Raw genomic sequence first — 15,155 nt, 5'->3', positions numbered from 1 at the left:
AAAAACGTGATCAATCTAACAGTTTTTGTATTAACCGTAAAGATAGCGCCGTTTTATGACAGGTTATTAATGGACTGAAATGTTGCCAGCGGACCTTTCCGTAGTCACCTTCCCTCAAATTAGTACAAGCTCACCAAACCGCCACTTTGCGATCGGTTATCTGTATACCACCGAGAACATATGTGACCAATATCACATTAATTGCAGTTTATAGCAAGACAATATTGCCCCAACGCACTCGCAGCCACACATCAATTACCATCCCTGCCCAGTAGTGGTAGGATTAGAAACAATAATAATAGTGCTCAATTACATATATGGACCCGATCCTATGACCGATACCCCAATCCGTATTGCCACGCGCAAGAGCCCACTCGCAATGTGGCAAGCCGAATTTGTCAAAGCAGCTCTAGAGCAAGCCCACCCCGGCCTGGAAGTCGAACTGGTTCCTATGGTCACCAAAGGCGATATTATTCTCGATACTCCGTTGGCAAAAGTGGGTGGCAAAGGGCTATTTGTCAAAGAACTCGAAGTGGCGATGCTGGAAGGCCGTGCCGACATTGCCGTACACTCAATGAAAGACGTCCCGGTAGAGTTCCCTGAAGGGTTGGGCCTCGTCACCATCTGTGAGCGAGAAGACCCACGTGATGCGTTTGTCTCCAACCACTATGAAAATCTGGCACAACTGCCAGCCGGTGCCGTAGTAGGGACATCAAGCTTGCGTCGCCAATGCCAGCTGCGTGCCCAACGTCCTGATCTGGTGGTTAAAGATCTGCGCGGCAACGTCAACACCCGCCTGCGCAAAATGGATGACGGCGAATATGATGCCATCATCCTTGCCTGTGCTGGCCTTATGCGCCTAAAAATGGAAGACCGTATCCGCGAGGCCATTGCCCCGGAAACCAGCCTACCGGCGGTAGGCCAAGGCGCTGTTGGCATTGAATGTCGCCTTGACGACGAGCGTGTATGCAAACTACTGGCTGCATTGAACCACCAAGATACGGAAACCCGCGTATTGTGCGAGCGCGCCATGAACAACCGCCTACAAGGCGGGTGCCAGGTACCAATCGGCAGCTATTCGGTACTGGAAGGCGATCAGATCTGGCTGCGCGCGCTGGTCGGTGAGCCTGACGGAAGCCAGATTGTTCGCGGTGAAGTCCGCGGCCCTCGCGATGACGCCGAAAAATTGGGCCTTGAACTCGCCGATCAGCTGTTGGCCGATGGGGCCAAGACTATTCTCGACGAGCTTTACGGCAACGCCTGATGACCATACTGATCACCCGCCCGGCACCAGAATGCCACCAGCTAACACAGCAGCTGATCGCTGCGGGGATCAACGCAATTGCGCAGCCCCTGCTGGAAATTCAGCCGGGGCAGCAACTTCAGCACCTACCTAACGCACTTTCTCACCTGAAAAATGGCGATTTTCTGATTGCCGTCAGTGTTCACGCCGCCAATCTAGCGCACAATTACATGATGTCAGTAGGTGCCAGTTGGCCAAAAAACGTGCATTATATAGCGGTCGGCCAGAAAACCGCCGCAGCGCTGCAAGACTATACAGGACAAACTGTTTTGTCCCCGTCCGGGCGTTGCGACAGTGAGGGACTGTTGGCCTTGCCAATATTGTCTGATGTAGCTGAGCGACAAGTGCTCATCTTACGCGGCAATGGCGGGCGCGAGTTGATCTACCAGCGCCTGTGCCAAGGTGGGGCCGATGTCTCCTATTGCGAGACATACCAGCGCAACTGGTTACCGCTTGATGGCCCGGCCTTGAGCCGGAGTTGGCAGCAGGCCAACGTTGACACCCTGGTCGTCACCAGCAGTGAGCAACTTGACCAACTGGTCAAGCTTATACCAGACAGCGCTATGGCTTGGTTTCTTAACTGCCAGCTATTCGTACCAAGCCAGCGAATCGCCGATCAAGCCCATGGGCTTGGTTTTCGTTTAATTTCCAATGTGGGAAGTGCGGCCAATGGCCCGCTGTTCACGACCCTAAGCAAAATAGGCACAATGGGAAAATCGGATGACTGATAAAAAAACCAATAATGAAAACCCTGCAGATAAACAACAATCCGCAGCAAACAATACCAATAAGCAAGGACAAGCAAGCGCCAAAGCGCAAGCGCCAAAGCCAGCCGCTGAGAAAAAGCCAACTCCTGAAAAACAGGTAAAAGCAGAGCAGCCAGCACAACCGGCCGCCGCAGCACCAGCCAGTCAACCGAGCGAAAAGCCGGGTGGCAGCAAAACCGGTGCAATTGCTATCGCCTTGGTCATCGCTCTCGGTGCCGGTCTTTACTACCACGGGCACCAACAGACCCAAACCCAAAACAGCCAAATGGCGGCTTTGCAGCAAGAAGTCTCACAACTTCAATCCCAGCTTCAGTCATCTCTCAAAACATCCCAGCAAGAAACCCTAAGCCAAGTTAATTCCAGCCTGCAGCGCACCGAAACGTCGATTGAGCAGCAGGAAAAGTCGATTATCGGTTTGCAGATGGCCCTATCAGAAATGAAAGGCCGCCGTCCAAACGACTGGCTGCTGGCGGAGGCCGATTACCTGGTCAAGATGGCGGGCCGAAAACTGTGGCTGGAACATGACACCGCCAGTGCGACTATTTTGCTCGAATCTGCCGATCACCGTATCGCTGAGCTTAACGATCCAAGCCTAACGCCTATCCGCCAGGCGATGCATACTGATATCACAGCACTGAAAGCGGTTGCCCGTATTGACCGTGATGGCCTGGTATTGCGCCTTACTAGCCTCCAGGAAGAAATTGGCAAGCTACCATTGGCCAACGCTATTCTGCCAGAAGCCGAAGTTGTAGAGACCACCGAAGTGTCTACCTCCGTCGACGATTGGAAGCAAAACATGATGACCTCACTGAAGAACTTCAGCGATCACTTCATCACCTACCGCCAGCGCGATGGCAGTGTTATCCCTTTGCTGACTCCGAAGCAAGACTTCTACCTGCAGGAAAACATCAAGTCTAAGCTGGAAACCGCGATCAAGTCGGTATACCGCGAGCAGGGCGAGCTATATACCACGTCATTGGCCATGGCCAAAGACTGGGCTGAGCAGTTCTATAATATGGACGATCCTGCCGTTCAGAGCTTCATCGCCACACTCGAGGCACTCGGCCAAGAAAACATCGAAGCTGACTACCCGAGCAAGCTGCAGTCGCAAGCACTGATCACCGATACTATCAGCGATCGTCTACGCCAGCAGGTGAAACCGCTTAGCACAGAGGAGAACCCTGCATGATCAAATTGCTATTGCTGGTCGCCGCACTGATTGCCGGCATCGTTGTCGGCCCGATGCTGGCCGGAAACCAAGGTTATGTGCTTATCTCGGCGGCCAACCAAACCGTGGAAATGAGCCTGACGACACTGATCATCCTCGTGGTCGTGCTGTTCGGTGCTTTTTTCCTGCTGGAGAATATCCTCAAACGCCTGTTCTCACTGGGTAGCTCGACCCGCGGCTGGTTCTCAGGCCGTAAAACCCGCAAAGCCCGCCTACAGACATCTGAAGGCCTGACTAAGGTGATCGAAGGTGACTGGAAACAGGCTGAAAAACTGGTGGTCAAGTCAGCCAAGCACAGCGATGCACCACTGCTGAACTACTTAGCAGCAGCCGAAGCCGCACAAGGCCAAGGCGATGCCAGCCAACGGGACGAATACCTGAGACTGGCTGCCGACCTTGATGGCCAGAGCTTGGCTGTTGCCCTGACCCGCGCCAAGCTTCAGTTCCGCCAGCAGCAATTTGAGCAGGCTGTTGCCACTCTGCAAGATATCAAGCACGACCATAGCCGCAACCCCGTGCTACTGACCCTATTGAAAGACTGCTACGTCCGTCTTGAAGACTGGAAACCCTTGCTAGCACTGCTTCCTCAACTGGAGAAATCTGGTGTGGTAGATACTGAAGAGGCAGCCAAACTCGAAGCGAAAGCCGAATGCGGCATCATGCGCCACATCGCTAAGCAACAAGGCAGTGAAGGCCTGATGGGTCACTGGAACAGTTTGAGCCGCAAGGCCAAGCAACGCCCGGATCTCGTGGCGTGTTTCGTCAAACTAATGAGCCAATACAACGCCGACAGTGAAGCCTATACCGTGCTGCGTGATGCCTTGAAAAAGAACATTGACGAGTCGTTGATCAACCTTATCCCGACCCTAAAACTGGCCGACAGCCACCCAGCAATTGTTCGCCTGCAGGATTTACTCCGCTATGATAGCAACAACCCGAGCACCCATAGCGCACTAGGCCAATTGTTTATGCGTGAAGGCAAGCTGGAAGAAGCTAAAGAGCATTTCGAGAAAGCCATCGCTCTGCGCAGCGATGTCGCTGACTACGGCTATTTGGTTGAAGTGATGGAGCAGCTAGATGACAAACAAGGCGCTGCCGCATTGTCACGACAAGCCCTGACTCTGGCACTACCCGCCAAAAGCTAACAAAAAAGCAACATAACGTCCAGTAATTAAAAAGCACCCAAGAGGGTGCTTTTTTATACTTAAAGACAATGAATTATGTGTCCCAGAGCGAATATTTGTTTCCATCTGTTAACAGGCGTTTCAAGCTATATCCATCCCATTGCTAGCATTTTGTAAACAGGTTTCAATAGGGGCTCATGTTGCTCAACAGATGGATACCTAACTATGGATATGCTTCCTTGGTTAATCGTTTCTGGCATCATTGTTTCTGTGATCACCTGCCTGATGACAGCAGTACTGATCAAAGAATCATAATTGCCCAGAACAAAAAAACCTCCGCCAGGAGGTTTTTTTATACCCGTCAATAGCTCGCTACACCGAAGCTTGAGCCTTCTCTATAGCCTTGTGATAGCGACGGGTCGCCTTGATGGCCTTCTTCAACTGCTTGTTCTGCTTCTTTGCCAGTTTCTTCAGTTTTTTAAGCTGCTTGGCTTTCTTCCTTGCCACTTTACGGCACGCAACCACCGCTGGGTGCGAAGCAATAACTGGCACTGGCGTATCCAGCTTGGTAGCCAAAACAGGGGCCGGGGCAGAAGCCCTCGCTAAAGAGGACACGTTGGTCACCTCGGAAACCGCCGCCGTATCAACGGCTACCGCTTCGACCGCCGCCAAACTCGGTTTGATCACATGAGCCATATCTGTCGGACGCTTCAGGGCACTAGGCTTACACAGGTAGCCTTTTTCCGAGGCCACACGGGCACAGCTACTGCACATATAATTAGCCGTACTGACCATCCGGCTAATGGTGGAAAACTGGGCCGTGATCTCAACCCGGCGATATTTACATAACGACTTTGCCATTCCCTCATCTCCGGCCGTCCGACCCCTGTCAGGCCGGAGTAACTATTCTCATTACAATATACCGCTGCTAACCGCCAACTGCTACTTCATTGCTGCTTTCACATACACATCGAAGCGGTTTTTCTTGGTTTCGATGGCTGTCGCAGGCTTTTGCCCTGCTAAAAACTCGGCATAATCCGGCCGCTTGACAACCACCCGCTTGGTGGCCAAAGCTAACGCTGGGGCCAGCAAACCATCAGCATCAAGATCGGCCCCGACCAAAGTTTGGAACACCCGCATTTCCTTTTTCACCAACGCCGATTTCTTCTTGTGTGGGTACATCGGATCAAGGTACACCACATCCGGGGCCACAAAATCCGGATCGGCAGCCAGCAACTCCAGCGCGTTATGGCTCGAGGCATGCAGCAGTGTCATCCGCTCGCTGATCCAGCCACCGATTTCGCTATCCGCTTTGGCGCGGGCCAAACCGTCGTCCAGCAACGCAGCCACTACCGGGTGGCGCTCGACCATCTGTACCTTGCAGCCGAGCGAGGCCAAAACAAACGCGTCGCGTCCCAATCCTGCCGTACCATCAACCACGGTTGGTGTCACGCCTCCCTTGAGACCCACCGCTTTGGCAATCGCCTGACCCCGGCCACCACCGAATTTACGCCTATGTGCCACGGCGCCACTCACCAAGTCGACATATACCGCGCCCAATTTAGCCTCATCAAGCTTGCGAAGCTCCAGCCGCTCAGTTGTCAGGACCAATGCAAACACGCTGTCTGGGTCATGGGATAGTCCCCAGCGTTCAGCCAACAGATCAAGTTCATGTTGACGCTCAGGGGACTCAGAAATTAAGGCTAGTTGCACACACACACTCCGGTAAATACAGCACCTGCCAGCCAAACACGGCAGGCATTAAGTTGCGGATTATAACACCTCTTTACGCTGGCTCAATTGAGCAACCAGCTTAGGCAACGGCTGTGGGTAGCCAAACACATAGCCCAGGGCATAATCCATTTCCAATTCACCGAGCTTGGCAAGGTTCGCTTCATTCTCGACACATTCATCTACCGTCTGCTTGCCCATCTTCATTGAGGTAAGCCGGTGACTGATAGCACTTACTGTCCATATAATTAACATGGAGCGACCCCCTTGCATACTGGCGGCCGACTCCAGCCCGGCCTGAAAACCATCCGTCCAGCGAATGCCCTTGTGGTAAGAATGGATCACTAAAGTATCGTAGGTCGACGCCTTGAGCGGTAACCTGCTGAGAAGAAAAAAGAACAATCAAGCGCATAAGGGCCAGTAACTAGCCAAACGGCTATTTTTTAATATAATTTAGCGACATAGCGTGGTGTCAGTATAAGATATGACCAAGCACGTATAAACCAAGGATTGCTTCCACCATGACCAGCCAAATTCGAATTGATGATCTCGACCGGGAAATCCTCAATACCCTGATGAGCGATGCCCGCACCCCCTATGCCGAAATGGCCAAGCGCTTCAACGTCAGCCCTGCTACCGTCCATGTCCGGGTCGAAAAAATGCGTGCAGCTGAAATCATCACCGGCACCGAAGTGATCATCAACCCCAAGCTACTCGGCTACGACGTGTGCTGCTTTATCGGTATCAACCTCAACGCAGCACGGGACTACCACTCGGCACTGACCAAGCTCAATGAGCTTGACGAGGTGGTCGAGGCCTACTACACCACCGGGGCGTACAATATTTTCGTCAAGTTGATGTGCAAATCGATAGAAGAGCTGCAGTACGTGCTGATTGATAAGCTGCAGGCAATCGACGAAGTCCAGTCAACCGAGACCCTGATCTCGCTGCAAAACCCAATCAACCGCAACGTCCACCCCTGACCATCTGCGATTATTCAGCGCTAACAAAAGGGCCTGCACCATAGTGCAGGCCCTGATTATCACAGCCGATAAGTAAAGACTTAGCTGCTCTTCTTTCAGATTATTCGCTTAGGTTATCCAGCTCAGTCTGGCGGGCAGCGGCATCTTCTGCCAACCACTCGGCAACTGATTTAGCAAAGTAGGTAAGGACACCGTCGGCGCCCGCACGCTTGAAGCACAGCAAGGATTCCATCACAGTTTCGCGCTCCTTGAGCCAACCATTCTGGATCGCTGCCATGTGCATCGCGTACTCACCCGAGACCTGATAGGCAAAGGTCGGTACCTGCAGTTCAGTTTTCACCCGGCGCACCACATCCAAATATGGCATACCCGGCTTGACCATCACCATGTCAGCGCCTTCGTTGACGTCCATGGCCACTTCATGCAGTGCTTCGTCGCTGTTGGCCGGATCCATTTGATAGTTTTTCTTATCACCACCTTTCAGGTTACCTGATGAGCCGACCGCATCACGGAACGGGCCGTAGTAGTTAGACGCATACTTGGCAGAATAAGCCATGATTTGAGTATGAACATAACCGGCTTCTTCCAGCGCTTCGCGGATTGCACCGATACGGCCATCCATCATGTCCGACGGAGCAACAACGTCAGCACCCGCTTCAGCATGAGACAAGGCTTGCTTGATCAGCACTTCGGTGGTGACATCATTGATCACATAGCCGTCTTCATCGATGATGCCGTCCTGCCCATGGATGGTGAACGGATCGAGGGCAACATCGGTGATCACGCCTATCTGTGGCACATGCTCTTTCAGCAGACGGACAGCTCGCTGGACCAGACCTTCCGGGTTGAAGGCTTCCGCAGCACAGGTTGACTTAAAGTCCTGCGATACCACTGGGAACAAGGCTATCGCAGGGACACCCAACGTAGCCAGGTACTCGGCTTCCTGAAGCATAAGATCAATAGACAGACGCTCTATCCCCGGCATGGAATCGACGGTTTCACGACGGTTCTTACCCATCAGGATAAACATTGGGTAAATCAGGTCATTCACAGAAATCTGATTTTCGGCCATTAAACGGCGACTAAAATCATGCTTGCGCATACGACGCATACGGCGTGCCGGAAACGCGCCCTGGATAGATACAGACACTGCATACTCCTTTTTGGGTTAAATCGCTTATGTGGATCATACCACCCTCATTCGGTGGCTGTTGATCCGATATTGAAAAATGCCTGGGTGGTAACAAACGCATTGGCCATCACTTGATCAGGTTGCTGACCGCGACACTCTGCAATCACGGACGCGATATGGGGCAGAAACTTGGGTTCATTGCGGCTCGATTTTGGCTTGGGCCGGTAATCCCGCGGCAGCAGATAAGGACAGTCGGTCTCCACCATCAAGCGGTTATCTGGAATGTCGGCAACAATCTCACGCAACTCAGTGCCGCGGCGCTCATCACAGACCCAACCGGTGATCCCGATGTGCAAGTCCAGCGCCAAGCAGTCCCGAAGCTCCTTTTGGGTACCGGTGAAACAATGCAATACTGCTGCCGGTAACTTATCGCGCCACGGCTTGAGAATTGCCATAAAGCGCTCATGGGCATCACGGCAGTGCATGAAAACAGGCATATTAAGCTCAGCAGCCAACGCCAACTGGGCCTCAAATACGGCTTCCTGCTGCGGTCTTGGAGAGAAATCCCGATTAAAGTCGAGTCCACATTCACCGATGGCCACCACTTCAGGGTGAGCAGCCAGTTCGCGGAGATCGGTCAGCGCCAAGTCTTGGACACTTTTGGCATCATGGGGATGCACCCCTGCGGTGCTGTAGGTATAGCCCGGCCACTGACGGGCCATTGCCACCGCCTGTCGGCTTTCTTCGATACTGGTACCGGTAAGAATAAGGCCGTGGACACCCGCTGTTTTGGCGCGCTCCACGACCTCGTAGCGGTCTTTATCAAACCGGCTGTTAGTCAGGTTGACCCCGATATCAATCATCGCTGTTCCCACTTAATTTTCTAAGCAATGGGAACAACTTAATGAATATCGCTACGTTTTGCTATCACCCTTTGTAAATTTTTGGGTTAAACACATCACGCAACCAGTCACCTAGCAAGTTGATGACCAACACCAACACAACCAATACCATCCCAGGAAAAGCGGTGATCCACCAGGAGCCAGAGAAGATATAGTTAAAGCCGATACTGATCAGCGAGCCCAACGACGGTTGGTCCACTGGCAGCCCGAGCCCAAGGAAGGAGAGGGCAGCCTCAGACATGATGGCATTGGCAACCTGTACGGTTGAGATAACCAAAATCGGTGACAAGCAGTTAGGCAGAATATGGCGGAACATGATCCGTGGCGCCTTGAAGCCCATCACTTTCGCCGCTTCAACATACTCTTTTTTCTTTTCAGCCAATACGGAAGCGCGAATGGTTCGCGCATACTGTGGCCACTCAGCAATACCGATAATCACCACCAGCATCACCACTGCATACTGACTATATAGCTGAGTACCAAGACCAGCGCGGAAGATAGCCGAAACAATGATCGCCACCATCATGGTAGAGAACGATAGCTGAATATCGGCAAAGCGCATTAAGAAACTATCAATACGGCCGCCGAAGTAACCCGCACTAAGGCCAATAACCACGCCCAGAACCATCTGTACAGCAACCGCCAAAATACCGATGATCAATGAGATGCGCATGCCATAAAGAATGGTCGATAAAATGTCGCGTCCTTGCGGATCGGTACCGAGCAAGAAACGCGGGTCTGAATATTCCATCCAGATTGGTGCCATCTCAGAATCCATGATGTCAATGGCGGTTGGATCATAAGGGTTAACCGGTGCTAGCAACGGAGCGAAAGCGGCACTCAGTGCGCATGCTAAAAAGACCGCAAAACTCAGCATCGCGACTTTATCGCGCTTGAAGTGATAGATGAAATCAGAATCTAGAAAGCGCTGCAAGCGGCTAGGTGTTGTCGTTTGAGTCATAGACATCGATTACGCTCCTTTTCCAGTCAGGTTAACAGTCGGGTTAATCAGACCGTAAAGCAGATCCACAATGGTATTAGTGACCACAAATATCAAACCAACAAAAATCACATATGCCGTAATAAGAGGGGTATCGACCCGGTTAATTGCTTCTAAGAACAAGAAACCCGTTCCCGGCCATTGGAAAACCGTCTCGGTCAAAATGGTATAAGCAACCATAGTACCGATCTGCACACCACCGACAGTGATCACTGGCAACATGGTGTTTTTCAGCGCATGCTGATAATAAATTTTGTTCAGCGCTAATCCTTTCGCCTTGGCAAACTTGATATATTCCGAGCTCAAAACCTCCAGCATTTCAGAGCGCACGAGGCGAATAAACAACGGCAGCATAATCGATGCCAGCGCAATCGATGGTAAAACAAGGTGCGCCAGTCCATCTAAATTAAACAAACCCGATTCCCAACCTAATGGACTAGTGGTAGTGCCTCGTCCAAACGAAGGTAGCCAACCGAGCTCTATTGAAAATACATACATCAGCATAATAGCGGTTAAGAAAACCGGAATGGATATACCCACACTGCTGAAGGCCATAATCACTTTGGTAAAAAAGCTTTTGGGGTGAATCGCAGAATAGACACCCAGTGGTATCGAGAGCAAGACGATAATCACGGAGGCGCCAAATACCAATTCGAGCGTCGCCACCAATTTATCCATTATCACGTCCAGTGCCGGACGTTTAAAAAAGTAAGATGTCCCTAAGTCACCTTGAACCGCATTACCAACAAAGCGAGCGTATTTAGTCACAAATGGATCATTCAGGCCCAGTTCGTCACGAAGTGCTTGTCGTTCTGCCTCTGAGACAGATTGCCCCACCAACTCACGCAGCGGATCGCCAAGGTTATCCTGGATTGCAAACGCGACCAGACTGATCACAAACATCACTATCAGTGCCTGATACAGGCGCTTAACCAGAAACGTAAACATTTCTTATCCCTTTCATAAACTAAAGAAACGTCAGGCCAACCTTGGCCTGACGTTGTTGCAGTGAAGAATTACTCTTCAACTACCAGATCACCGAAGTACGGGAAGTTCATTGCGTTCACAATCGGCGCGATCTTCACGTTAGACTTTGCAGCCCACGCTAGGTTTTGCCAATGCAACGGAACGTATGCCGCATCGTTATACAGAATTTCTTCAACTTTCTTCAGCTGAGCAGAACGTTTGGCTGGATCAGTTTCAACGTTTGATGCCTCAATCAAACCATCCACCTCGGCGTTTGAGTAATAGCCACAGTTGTATTGCCCGCGACCAGTATCTTCATTACGCGTCATTGTTAGGAACTCGGTAAAGTTCGCTGAATCTTCTGTATCTGCGTGCCAACCGATCATCATCATGTCAGCCGCACAGACATCAAATTCCGGCCAGTATTGCGCTTTTGGCAACGTTTTAAGGTCAACTTTGATCCCGATTTTAGAAAGCATCTGGGCGGCAGCTTGGGCGATCTTGTCATCGTTCACGTAACGATTGTTTGGTGCCATCATGGTTAAAGTGAAGCCATCTTCATAGCCCGCTTCTTTCATTAACTCTTTCGCTTTAGCAACATCAAAACGGACATCTAACGCTTCATTGTGGCCAGCGTAACCAACCGGACTCTGCTGAGAGGCCGTTGTCGCGAAGCCTCGCATGATACGCTGTACGATACCGTCGTTGTTGATCGCGTGAACAATCGCCTGACGCACACGGACATCTTTCAGCGCTTCGTTGCTATTTTGGTTCATGTGGAACGAGATAAGACGTGTGCCTGGTAGGGTCACCAAATCCAAGTCCTTCGAAGATTCAACACGTTTGTGATCATTAGGTGCGACAGGAGCAATCATATCGACACCACCAGAAAGCAGCGCTGCAACACGAGTGGCATTCTCTTTGATAGGCTGCAAAGTGATAGTGTCAACGTTGCCTGGAGAGGCGGTATCCCAGTAACCATCAAAACGTTCAAATTCTACTTTCACGCCTTGCTCACGACTCGTCACGATAAATGGGCCGGTGCCAGACATGTTCGTCGATGCAAACGAGTTACCGTGCTTAACGATCGCAGCTTTATCACGACCGTCTTCTGTGGTGCCCGTATAGAACTTGCTGTCCATTGGGAAGATGTATGTCGCTGTTTGTAGAACAAGCGGGTATGGACCCGTTGTTTTTAGATCAACCGTGTAATCATCCACTTTTTCCATCGCAGAGAAAGGGTCGAAAATCGCTTTGAAATCAGGTGAATCTTTCAGACGCTGGAAAGTCCACACGACATCATCTGCCGTCATGGTATTACCTGAGTGGAACTTCACGCCTTGACGTAGGTGAAAACGGAAAGTGTCATCATCAACACGCTCCCATTTCGTTGCCAAGCGTGGCTCAAAGTCGAGATCTTGCTTAAAGCGCACCAATGGGTCGAAGACCATGTGCGATAGCTGCAGAGTGCCACCAGATAATTGCTCATGCGGATCAAGTGATACTGGATCAGCATCATAGGCGACTTTGATGTCAGCTGCGGCGGCACTAAAGCTCAGGCCGGCAGCCATTAAGGCCACGGCCAACTTGGTCTTGAGGGTTTTCATTGCATAGCTCCTTTATGCGGGGAGGTAACTCCCTTGCTGTTGTGTTTGCTTTTGTTGTGTCCTATGCCGCTGTAGACAGCGGCATGAAATGATTAAGCTAACTTCAGTCCTTCCTGACTCATGCCCTTGAACTCAGGCATCAGAGAGATCAGCTGACGACTGTACTCATGCTGTGGTGCAGTGAACAACTGCTCGGTCGGGGCAACCTCTAGCAAGGTGCCCTTCTGCATCACACCGATGCGATCACACATCTGGCGGATCACCGGGAGATCATGACTGATAAACAGCATGGTCAAATTCAGCTCATCCTGGAGATCTTTGAGTAGATTAAGAATTTGTGCCTGGACTGACACGTCTAATGCCGATGTCGGTTCATCACAAATCAATAGGCGGGGGCGGGTAGCCAATGCCCGTGCAATCGAAATCCGCTGGCGTTGGCCACCCGAAAATTCATGCGGGTACTTCACACCAGATGCACTACCTAAACCTACGTGGTCAAGCAGATCATTAACGATTTGACGAGTCTGGATTTCATTTTCAGTCAGTCGGTGGAAACGAATAGGTTCCGCGATGATATCGGCAACCTTCATTCGCGGGTTCATTGAAGTATAAGGGTTCTGGAACACCATCTGCATCTGGCGACGCAGCGGACGGCGCTCGGCTTCATTTTTGAGTGCAGTAAGATCGACACCTTCAAAGGTAATTTTACCGGAGTTAGGCGGATACAAGCCAGTGATCGCTCGGGCTATCGTCGACTTACCTGAACCCGACTCTCCCACCAACCCGAACGTTTCCCCTTCAAAGATCTCAAAACTGACGTCATTATTCGCCTGGACGTATTCACGACGGCTTTCGAAAAATGAATCCTTGGTAACAAAGCGTAGATTAACATTCTCAACCTGCAACAAGGCACCGGTATAACGACGTTGATCTTCACTTTGGCCCAGCCAATGATTTTTCACATCAAGCTGGCTCATTTCCTTCGCGTCTTCGATATAGCTTACCAGCGGGAAACGCTTGAGCTTAATATCGGAACGCGGAACAGCTGAAATTAAGCTTTGTGTATACGGGTGGTTCGGGCGGCACAACACCTGCTCCGTATCACCGATTTCCACCAAATCACCGCGATACATCACAGCAACCCTATCGGTCACGTTGGAAACAACACCCATATCATGGGTCACCAGCATACAACCGACGTTTTTCTTCCGACACAGTTCGCGAATAAGATTCAGGATCTGATCCTGAATCGACACATCCAGCGCAGTGGTTGGCTCATCGGCAATGATTAAATCCGGTTCGCCAGCCAAGGCAATAGCAATCACTACCCTCTGACGCATACCACCTGAAAACTGATGCGGATACTGTTTGATACGTATTTCTGGCTGCGGGATCCCGACTTGTTCCATCAAGTTGATGGCCCGCTTCACCGCTTCACTCTGACTCACCTTCAGATTTGTCACAATCGTTTCAGTCAGCTGCTGCTCAACCGTAAAGAGTGGATTAAGCGAGGTCATCGGATCCTGAAAAATAAAACCAATTTTCGATCCGCGCACTGAGCGCATTTGCTCCGGCTTCAACCCCGAGATAAGCTCACCATCGAGGTAAACATCTCCACTCGCAACTCGTCCTGGCGGGCTAAGCAAATCAATGACTGCATTGCCCACGGTCGACTTACCGGCGCCGGACTCACCGACCACACCGACAATCTCGCCTCGTTCAATTGAAAACGAGAGCGACTTCACTGCAGCATGAACCCCATGTCGTGATGGGTATTCGATACGCAGGTTTTTCACTTCCAATAAAGCCATTACCAGACCCCAACTGCTTGGCAGCGTTCTGCCCTGTCTGAAAAATTGAATCCCTTCTTTCAGCATAATTTGCTGAATGTATGTTCAGGACATAATCTGTCAAATATTTCACAATAAATCAACAACGCGCAAGTAAAAACCAGGAAAACGAATAAAAAAAGAATAAATAATCACATAAAATGGAGGAAGAGTAAGAAAACAAGAGAGAAAACAGATATAACCCCTATACACAACATCAGCATTTAGCAGTGAAAGCAGCTGTAATTACAGTTATATGATATAGCTAACACTTTTAAATTTTGCATAAATATACAGAGAGCAAGAACGCCCCGTTTAACATTATAGAAACATAAACCATGTCACCACCTTAATGTAAACCTATATCTCGTGAAATAGTCACATGTCAGAGATCTAAGCTGCGAATAGACATTATTGACAGCAGATCACACTTTTACTGAAGGGGTTAAAGGAAGGGGAAAATCACAAAAACGAAAAAAGCCCCGTCATTTCTGACGGGGCTTTCCAATATGGGGTGGCTAACGGGATTTGAACCCGCGACAACCGGAATCACAATCCGGGACTCTACCAACTGAGCTATAGC

At 50.6% G+C, this 15,155-nt stretch carries 14 protein-coding genes; 5 read left to right on the top strand and 9 right to left on the bottom strand.

All coding sequences use genetic code 11. The features are described from left to right. Positions 1 to 331: 331 nt before the first annotated feature. From hemC to ACVA53_RS20510, 4 genes are read left to right on the top strand one after another with little or no spacing between them, the layout of a single operon-like run. Complete coding sequence (hemC, locus tag ACVA53_RS20525; RefSeq protein ID WP_255041589.1) at positions 332 to 1,264, top strand: hydroxymethylbilane synthase; 933 nt, start codon at positions 332 to 334, stop codon at positions 1,262 to 1,264. Next, on the top strand, positions 1,264 to 2,031 hold the full coding sequence (locus tag ACVA53_RS20520) for a uroporphyrinogen-III synthase (protein ID WP_446506122.1): 768 nt from the start codon (positions 1,264 to 1,266) through the stop codon (positions 2,029 to 2,031). Before hemC ends, ACVA53_RS20520 begins: the two co-directional genes overlap by 1 nt. Beyond that, positions 2,024 to 3,259 (top strand): uroporphyrinogen-III C-methyltransferase, encoded by a 1,236-nt coding sequence (gene hemX, locus ACVA53_RS20515; protein WP_446506121.1) that lies wholly within the window; start codon positions 2,024 to 2,026, stop codon positions 3,257 to 3,259. The genes ACVA53_RS20520 and hemX overlap by 8 nt, the downstream gene beginning before the upstream one ends. Beyond that, the gene (locus ACVA53_RS20510) at positions 3,256 to 4,443 is read left to right on the top strand and encodes a heme biosynthesis protein HemY (RefSeq protein WP_255041586.1); all 1,188 of its coding nucleotides are present in this window, start codon (positions 3,256 to 3,258) and stop codon (positions 4,441 to 4,443) included. Before hemX ends, ACVA53_RS20510 begins: the two co-directional genes overlap by 4 nt. Before the next feature lie 351 nt (positions 4,444 to 4,794). Here the strand turns inward: ACVA53_RS20510 and ACVA53_RS20505 are convergent, their stop codons facing one another. From ACVA53_RS20505 to ACVA53_RS20495, 3 genes are all read right to left on the bottom strand, one after another. After that, complete coding sequence (locus ACVA53_RS20505) at positions 4,795 to 5,283, bottom strand: hypothetical protein (protein WP_255041585.1); 489 nt, start codon at positions 5,281 to 5,283, stop codon at positions 4,795 to 4,797. Between the two features lie 81 nt (positions 5,284 to 5,364). Then, positions 5,365 to 6,135 carry a class I SAM-dependent methyltransferase gene (locus ACVA53_RS20500; protein ID WP_446506120.1) on the bottom strand — a complete coding sequence of 257 codons (771 nt, stop codon included), beginning with the start codon at positions 6,133 to 6,135 and terminating at the stop codon, positions 5,365 to 5,367. Positions 6,136 to 6,195: 60 nt separating this feature from the next. Beyond that, complete coding sequence (locus ACVA53_RS20495; RefSeq protein ID WP_446506119.1) at positions 6,196 to 6,408, bottom strand: hypothetical protein; 213 nt, start codon at positions 6,406 to 6,408, stop codon at positions 6,196 to 6,198. Between the two features lie 266 nt (positions 6,409 to 6,674). Here ACVA53_RS20495 and asnC point away from each other — a divergent pair, with 266 nt between their 5' ends. Further along, positions 6,675 to 7,136, top strand: a complete 462-nt coding sequence (gene asnC, locus ACVA53_RS20490) for a transcriptional regulator AsnC (RefSeq protein ID WP_255041581.1) — start codon at positions 6,675 to 6,677, stop codon at positions 7,134 to 7,136. Positions 7,137 to 7,236: 100 nt separating this feature from the next. On the opposite strand, the gene hemB is transcribed toward asnC, so the two are convergent. From hemB to ACVA53_RS20460, 6 genes are all read right to left on the bottom strand, one after another. Continuing rightward, entirely contained in the window at positions 7,237 to 8,286 is a 1,050-nt protein-coding gene (gene hemB, locus ACVA53_RS20485; protein WP_446506118.1) for a porphobilinogen synthase, read from the bottom strand. A 47-nt stretch (positions 8,287 to 8,333) separates the two neighbouring features. Next, positions 8,334 to 9,131 carry a 3'-5' ssDNA/RNA exonuclease TatD gene (gene tatD / locus ACVA53_RS20480; RefSeq protein WP_446506117.1) on the bottom strand — a complete coding sequence of 266 codons (798 nt, stop codon included), beginning with the start codon at positions 9,129 to 9,131 and terminating at the stop codon, positions 8,334 to 8,336. A 64-nt stretch (positions 9,132 to 9,195) separates the two neighbouring features. Further along, positions 9,196 to 10,137, bottom strand: a complete 942-nt coding sequence (locus ACVA53_RS20475; RefSeq protein ID WP_255041577.1) for an ABC transporter permease — start codon at positions 10,135 to 10,137, stop codon at positions 9,196 to 9,198. A gap of 3 nt (positions 10,138 to 10,140) precedes the next feature. Beyond that, positions 10,141 to 11,118 (bottom strand): ABC transporter permease, encoded by a 978-nt coding sequence (locus ACVA53_RS20470; RefSeq protein WP_107351374.1) that lies wholly within the window; start codon positions 11,116 to 11,118, stop codon positions 10,141 to 10,143. Positions 11,119 to 11,186: 68 nt separating this feature from the next. Then, positions 11,187 to 12,743: an ABC transporter substrate-binding protein gene (locus tag ACVA53_RS20465; RefSeq protein ID WP_446506116.1), complete on the bottom strand. Its 1,557-nt coding sequence runs from the start codon at positions 12,741 to 12,743 to the stop codon at positions 11,187 to 11,189. 92 nt (positions 12,744 to 12,835) lie between these two features. Continuing rightward, positions 12,836 to 14,554, bottom strand: a complete 1,719-nt coding sequence (locus tag ACVA53_RS20460; RefSeq protein ID WP_446506115.1) for an ABC transporter ATP-binding protein — start codon at positions 14,552 to 14,554, stop codon at positions 12,836 to 12,838. Between the last annotated feature and the right edge of the window lie 601 nt (positions 14,555 to 15,155).

Source organism: Photobacterium sp. DNB23_23_1, from assembly GCF_052873815.1.
Note: the sequence above shows the minus strand (reverse complement) of the source record. Positions and strands in the feature narration are given on the sequence as shown.

What these genes read in the sequence shown, in the direction of transcription:
- hemC (WP_255041589.1), top strand. Translation starts at nt 332, where the DNA reads ATGACCGATACCCCAATCCGTATTGCCACGCGCAAGAGCCCACTCGCA.
- ACVA53_RS20520 (WP_446506122.1), top strand. Translation starts at nt 1,264, where the DNA reads ATGACCATACTGATCACCCGCCCGGCACCAGAATGCCACCAGCTAACA.
- hemX (WP_446506121.1), top strand. Translation starts at nt 2,024, where the DNA reads ATGACTGATAAAAAAACCAATAATGAAAACCCTGCAGATAAACAACAA.
- ACVA53_RS20510 (WP_255041586.1), top strand. Translation starts at nt 3,256, where the DNA reads ATGATCAAATTGCTATTGCTGGTCGCCGCACTGATTGCCGGCATCGTT.
- ACVA53_RS20505 (WP_255041585.1), bottom strand. Translation starts at nt 5,283, where the DNA reads ATGGCAAAGTCGTTATGTAAATATCGCCGGGTTGAGATCACGGCCCAG.
- ACVA53_RS20495 (WP_446506119.1), bottom strand. Translation starts at nt 6,408, where the DNA reads ATGTTAATTATATGGACAGTAAGTGCTATCAGTCACCGGCTTACCTCA.
- asnC (WP_255041581.1), top strand. Translation starts at nt 6,675, where the DNA reads ATGACCAGCCAAATTCGAATTGATGATCTCGACCGGGAAATCCTCAAT.
- tatD (WP_446506117.1), bottom strand. Translation starts at nt 9,131, where the DNA reads ATGATTGATATCGGGGTCAACCTGACTAACAGCCGGTTTGATAAAGAC.
- ACVA53_RS20475 (WP_255041577.1), bottom strand. Translation starts at nt 10,137, where the DNA reads ATGTCTATGACTCAAACGACAACACCTAGCCGCTTGCAGCGCTTTCTA.
- ACVA53_RS20470 (WP_107351374.1), bottom strand. Translation starts at nt 11,118, where the DNA reads ATGTTTACGTTTCTGGTTAAGCGCCTGTATCAGGCACTGATAGTGATG.
- ACVA53_RS20465 (WP_446506116.1), bottom strand. Translation starts at nt 12,743, where the DNA reads ATGAAAACCCTCAAGACCAAGTTGGCCGTGGCCTTAATGGCTGCCGGC.
- ACVA53_RS20460 (WP_446506115.1), bottom strand. Translation starts at nt 14,554, where the DNA reads ATGGCTTTATTGGAAGTGAAAAACCTGCGTATCGAATACCCATCACGA.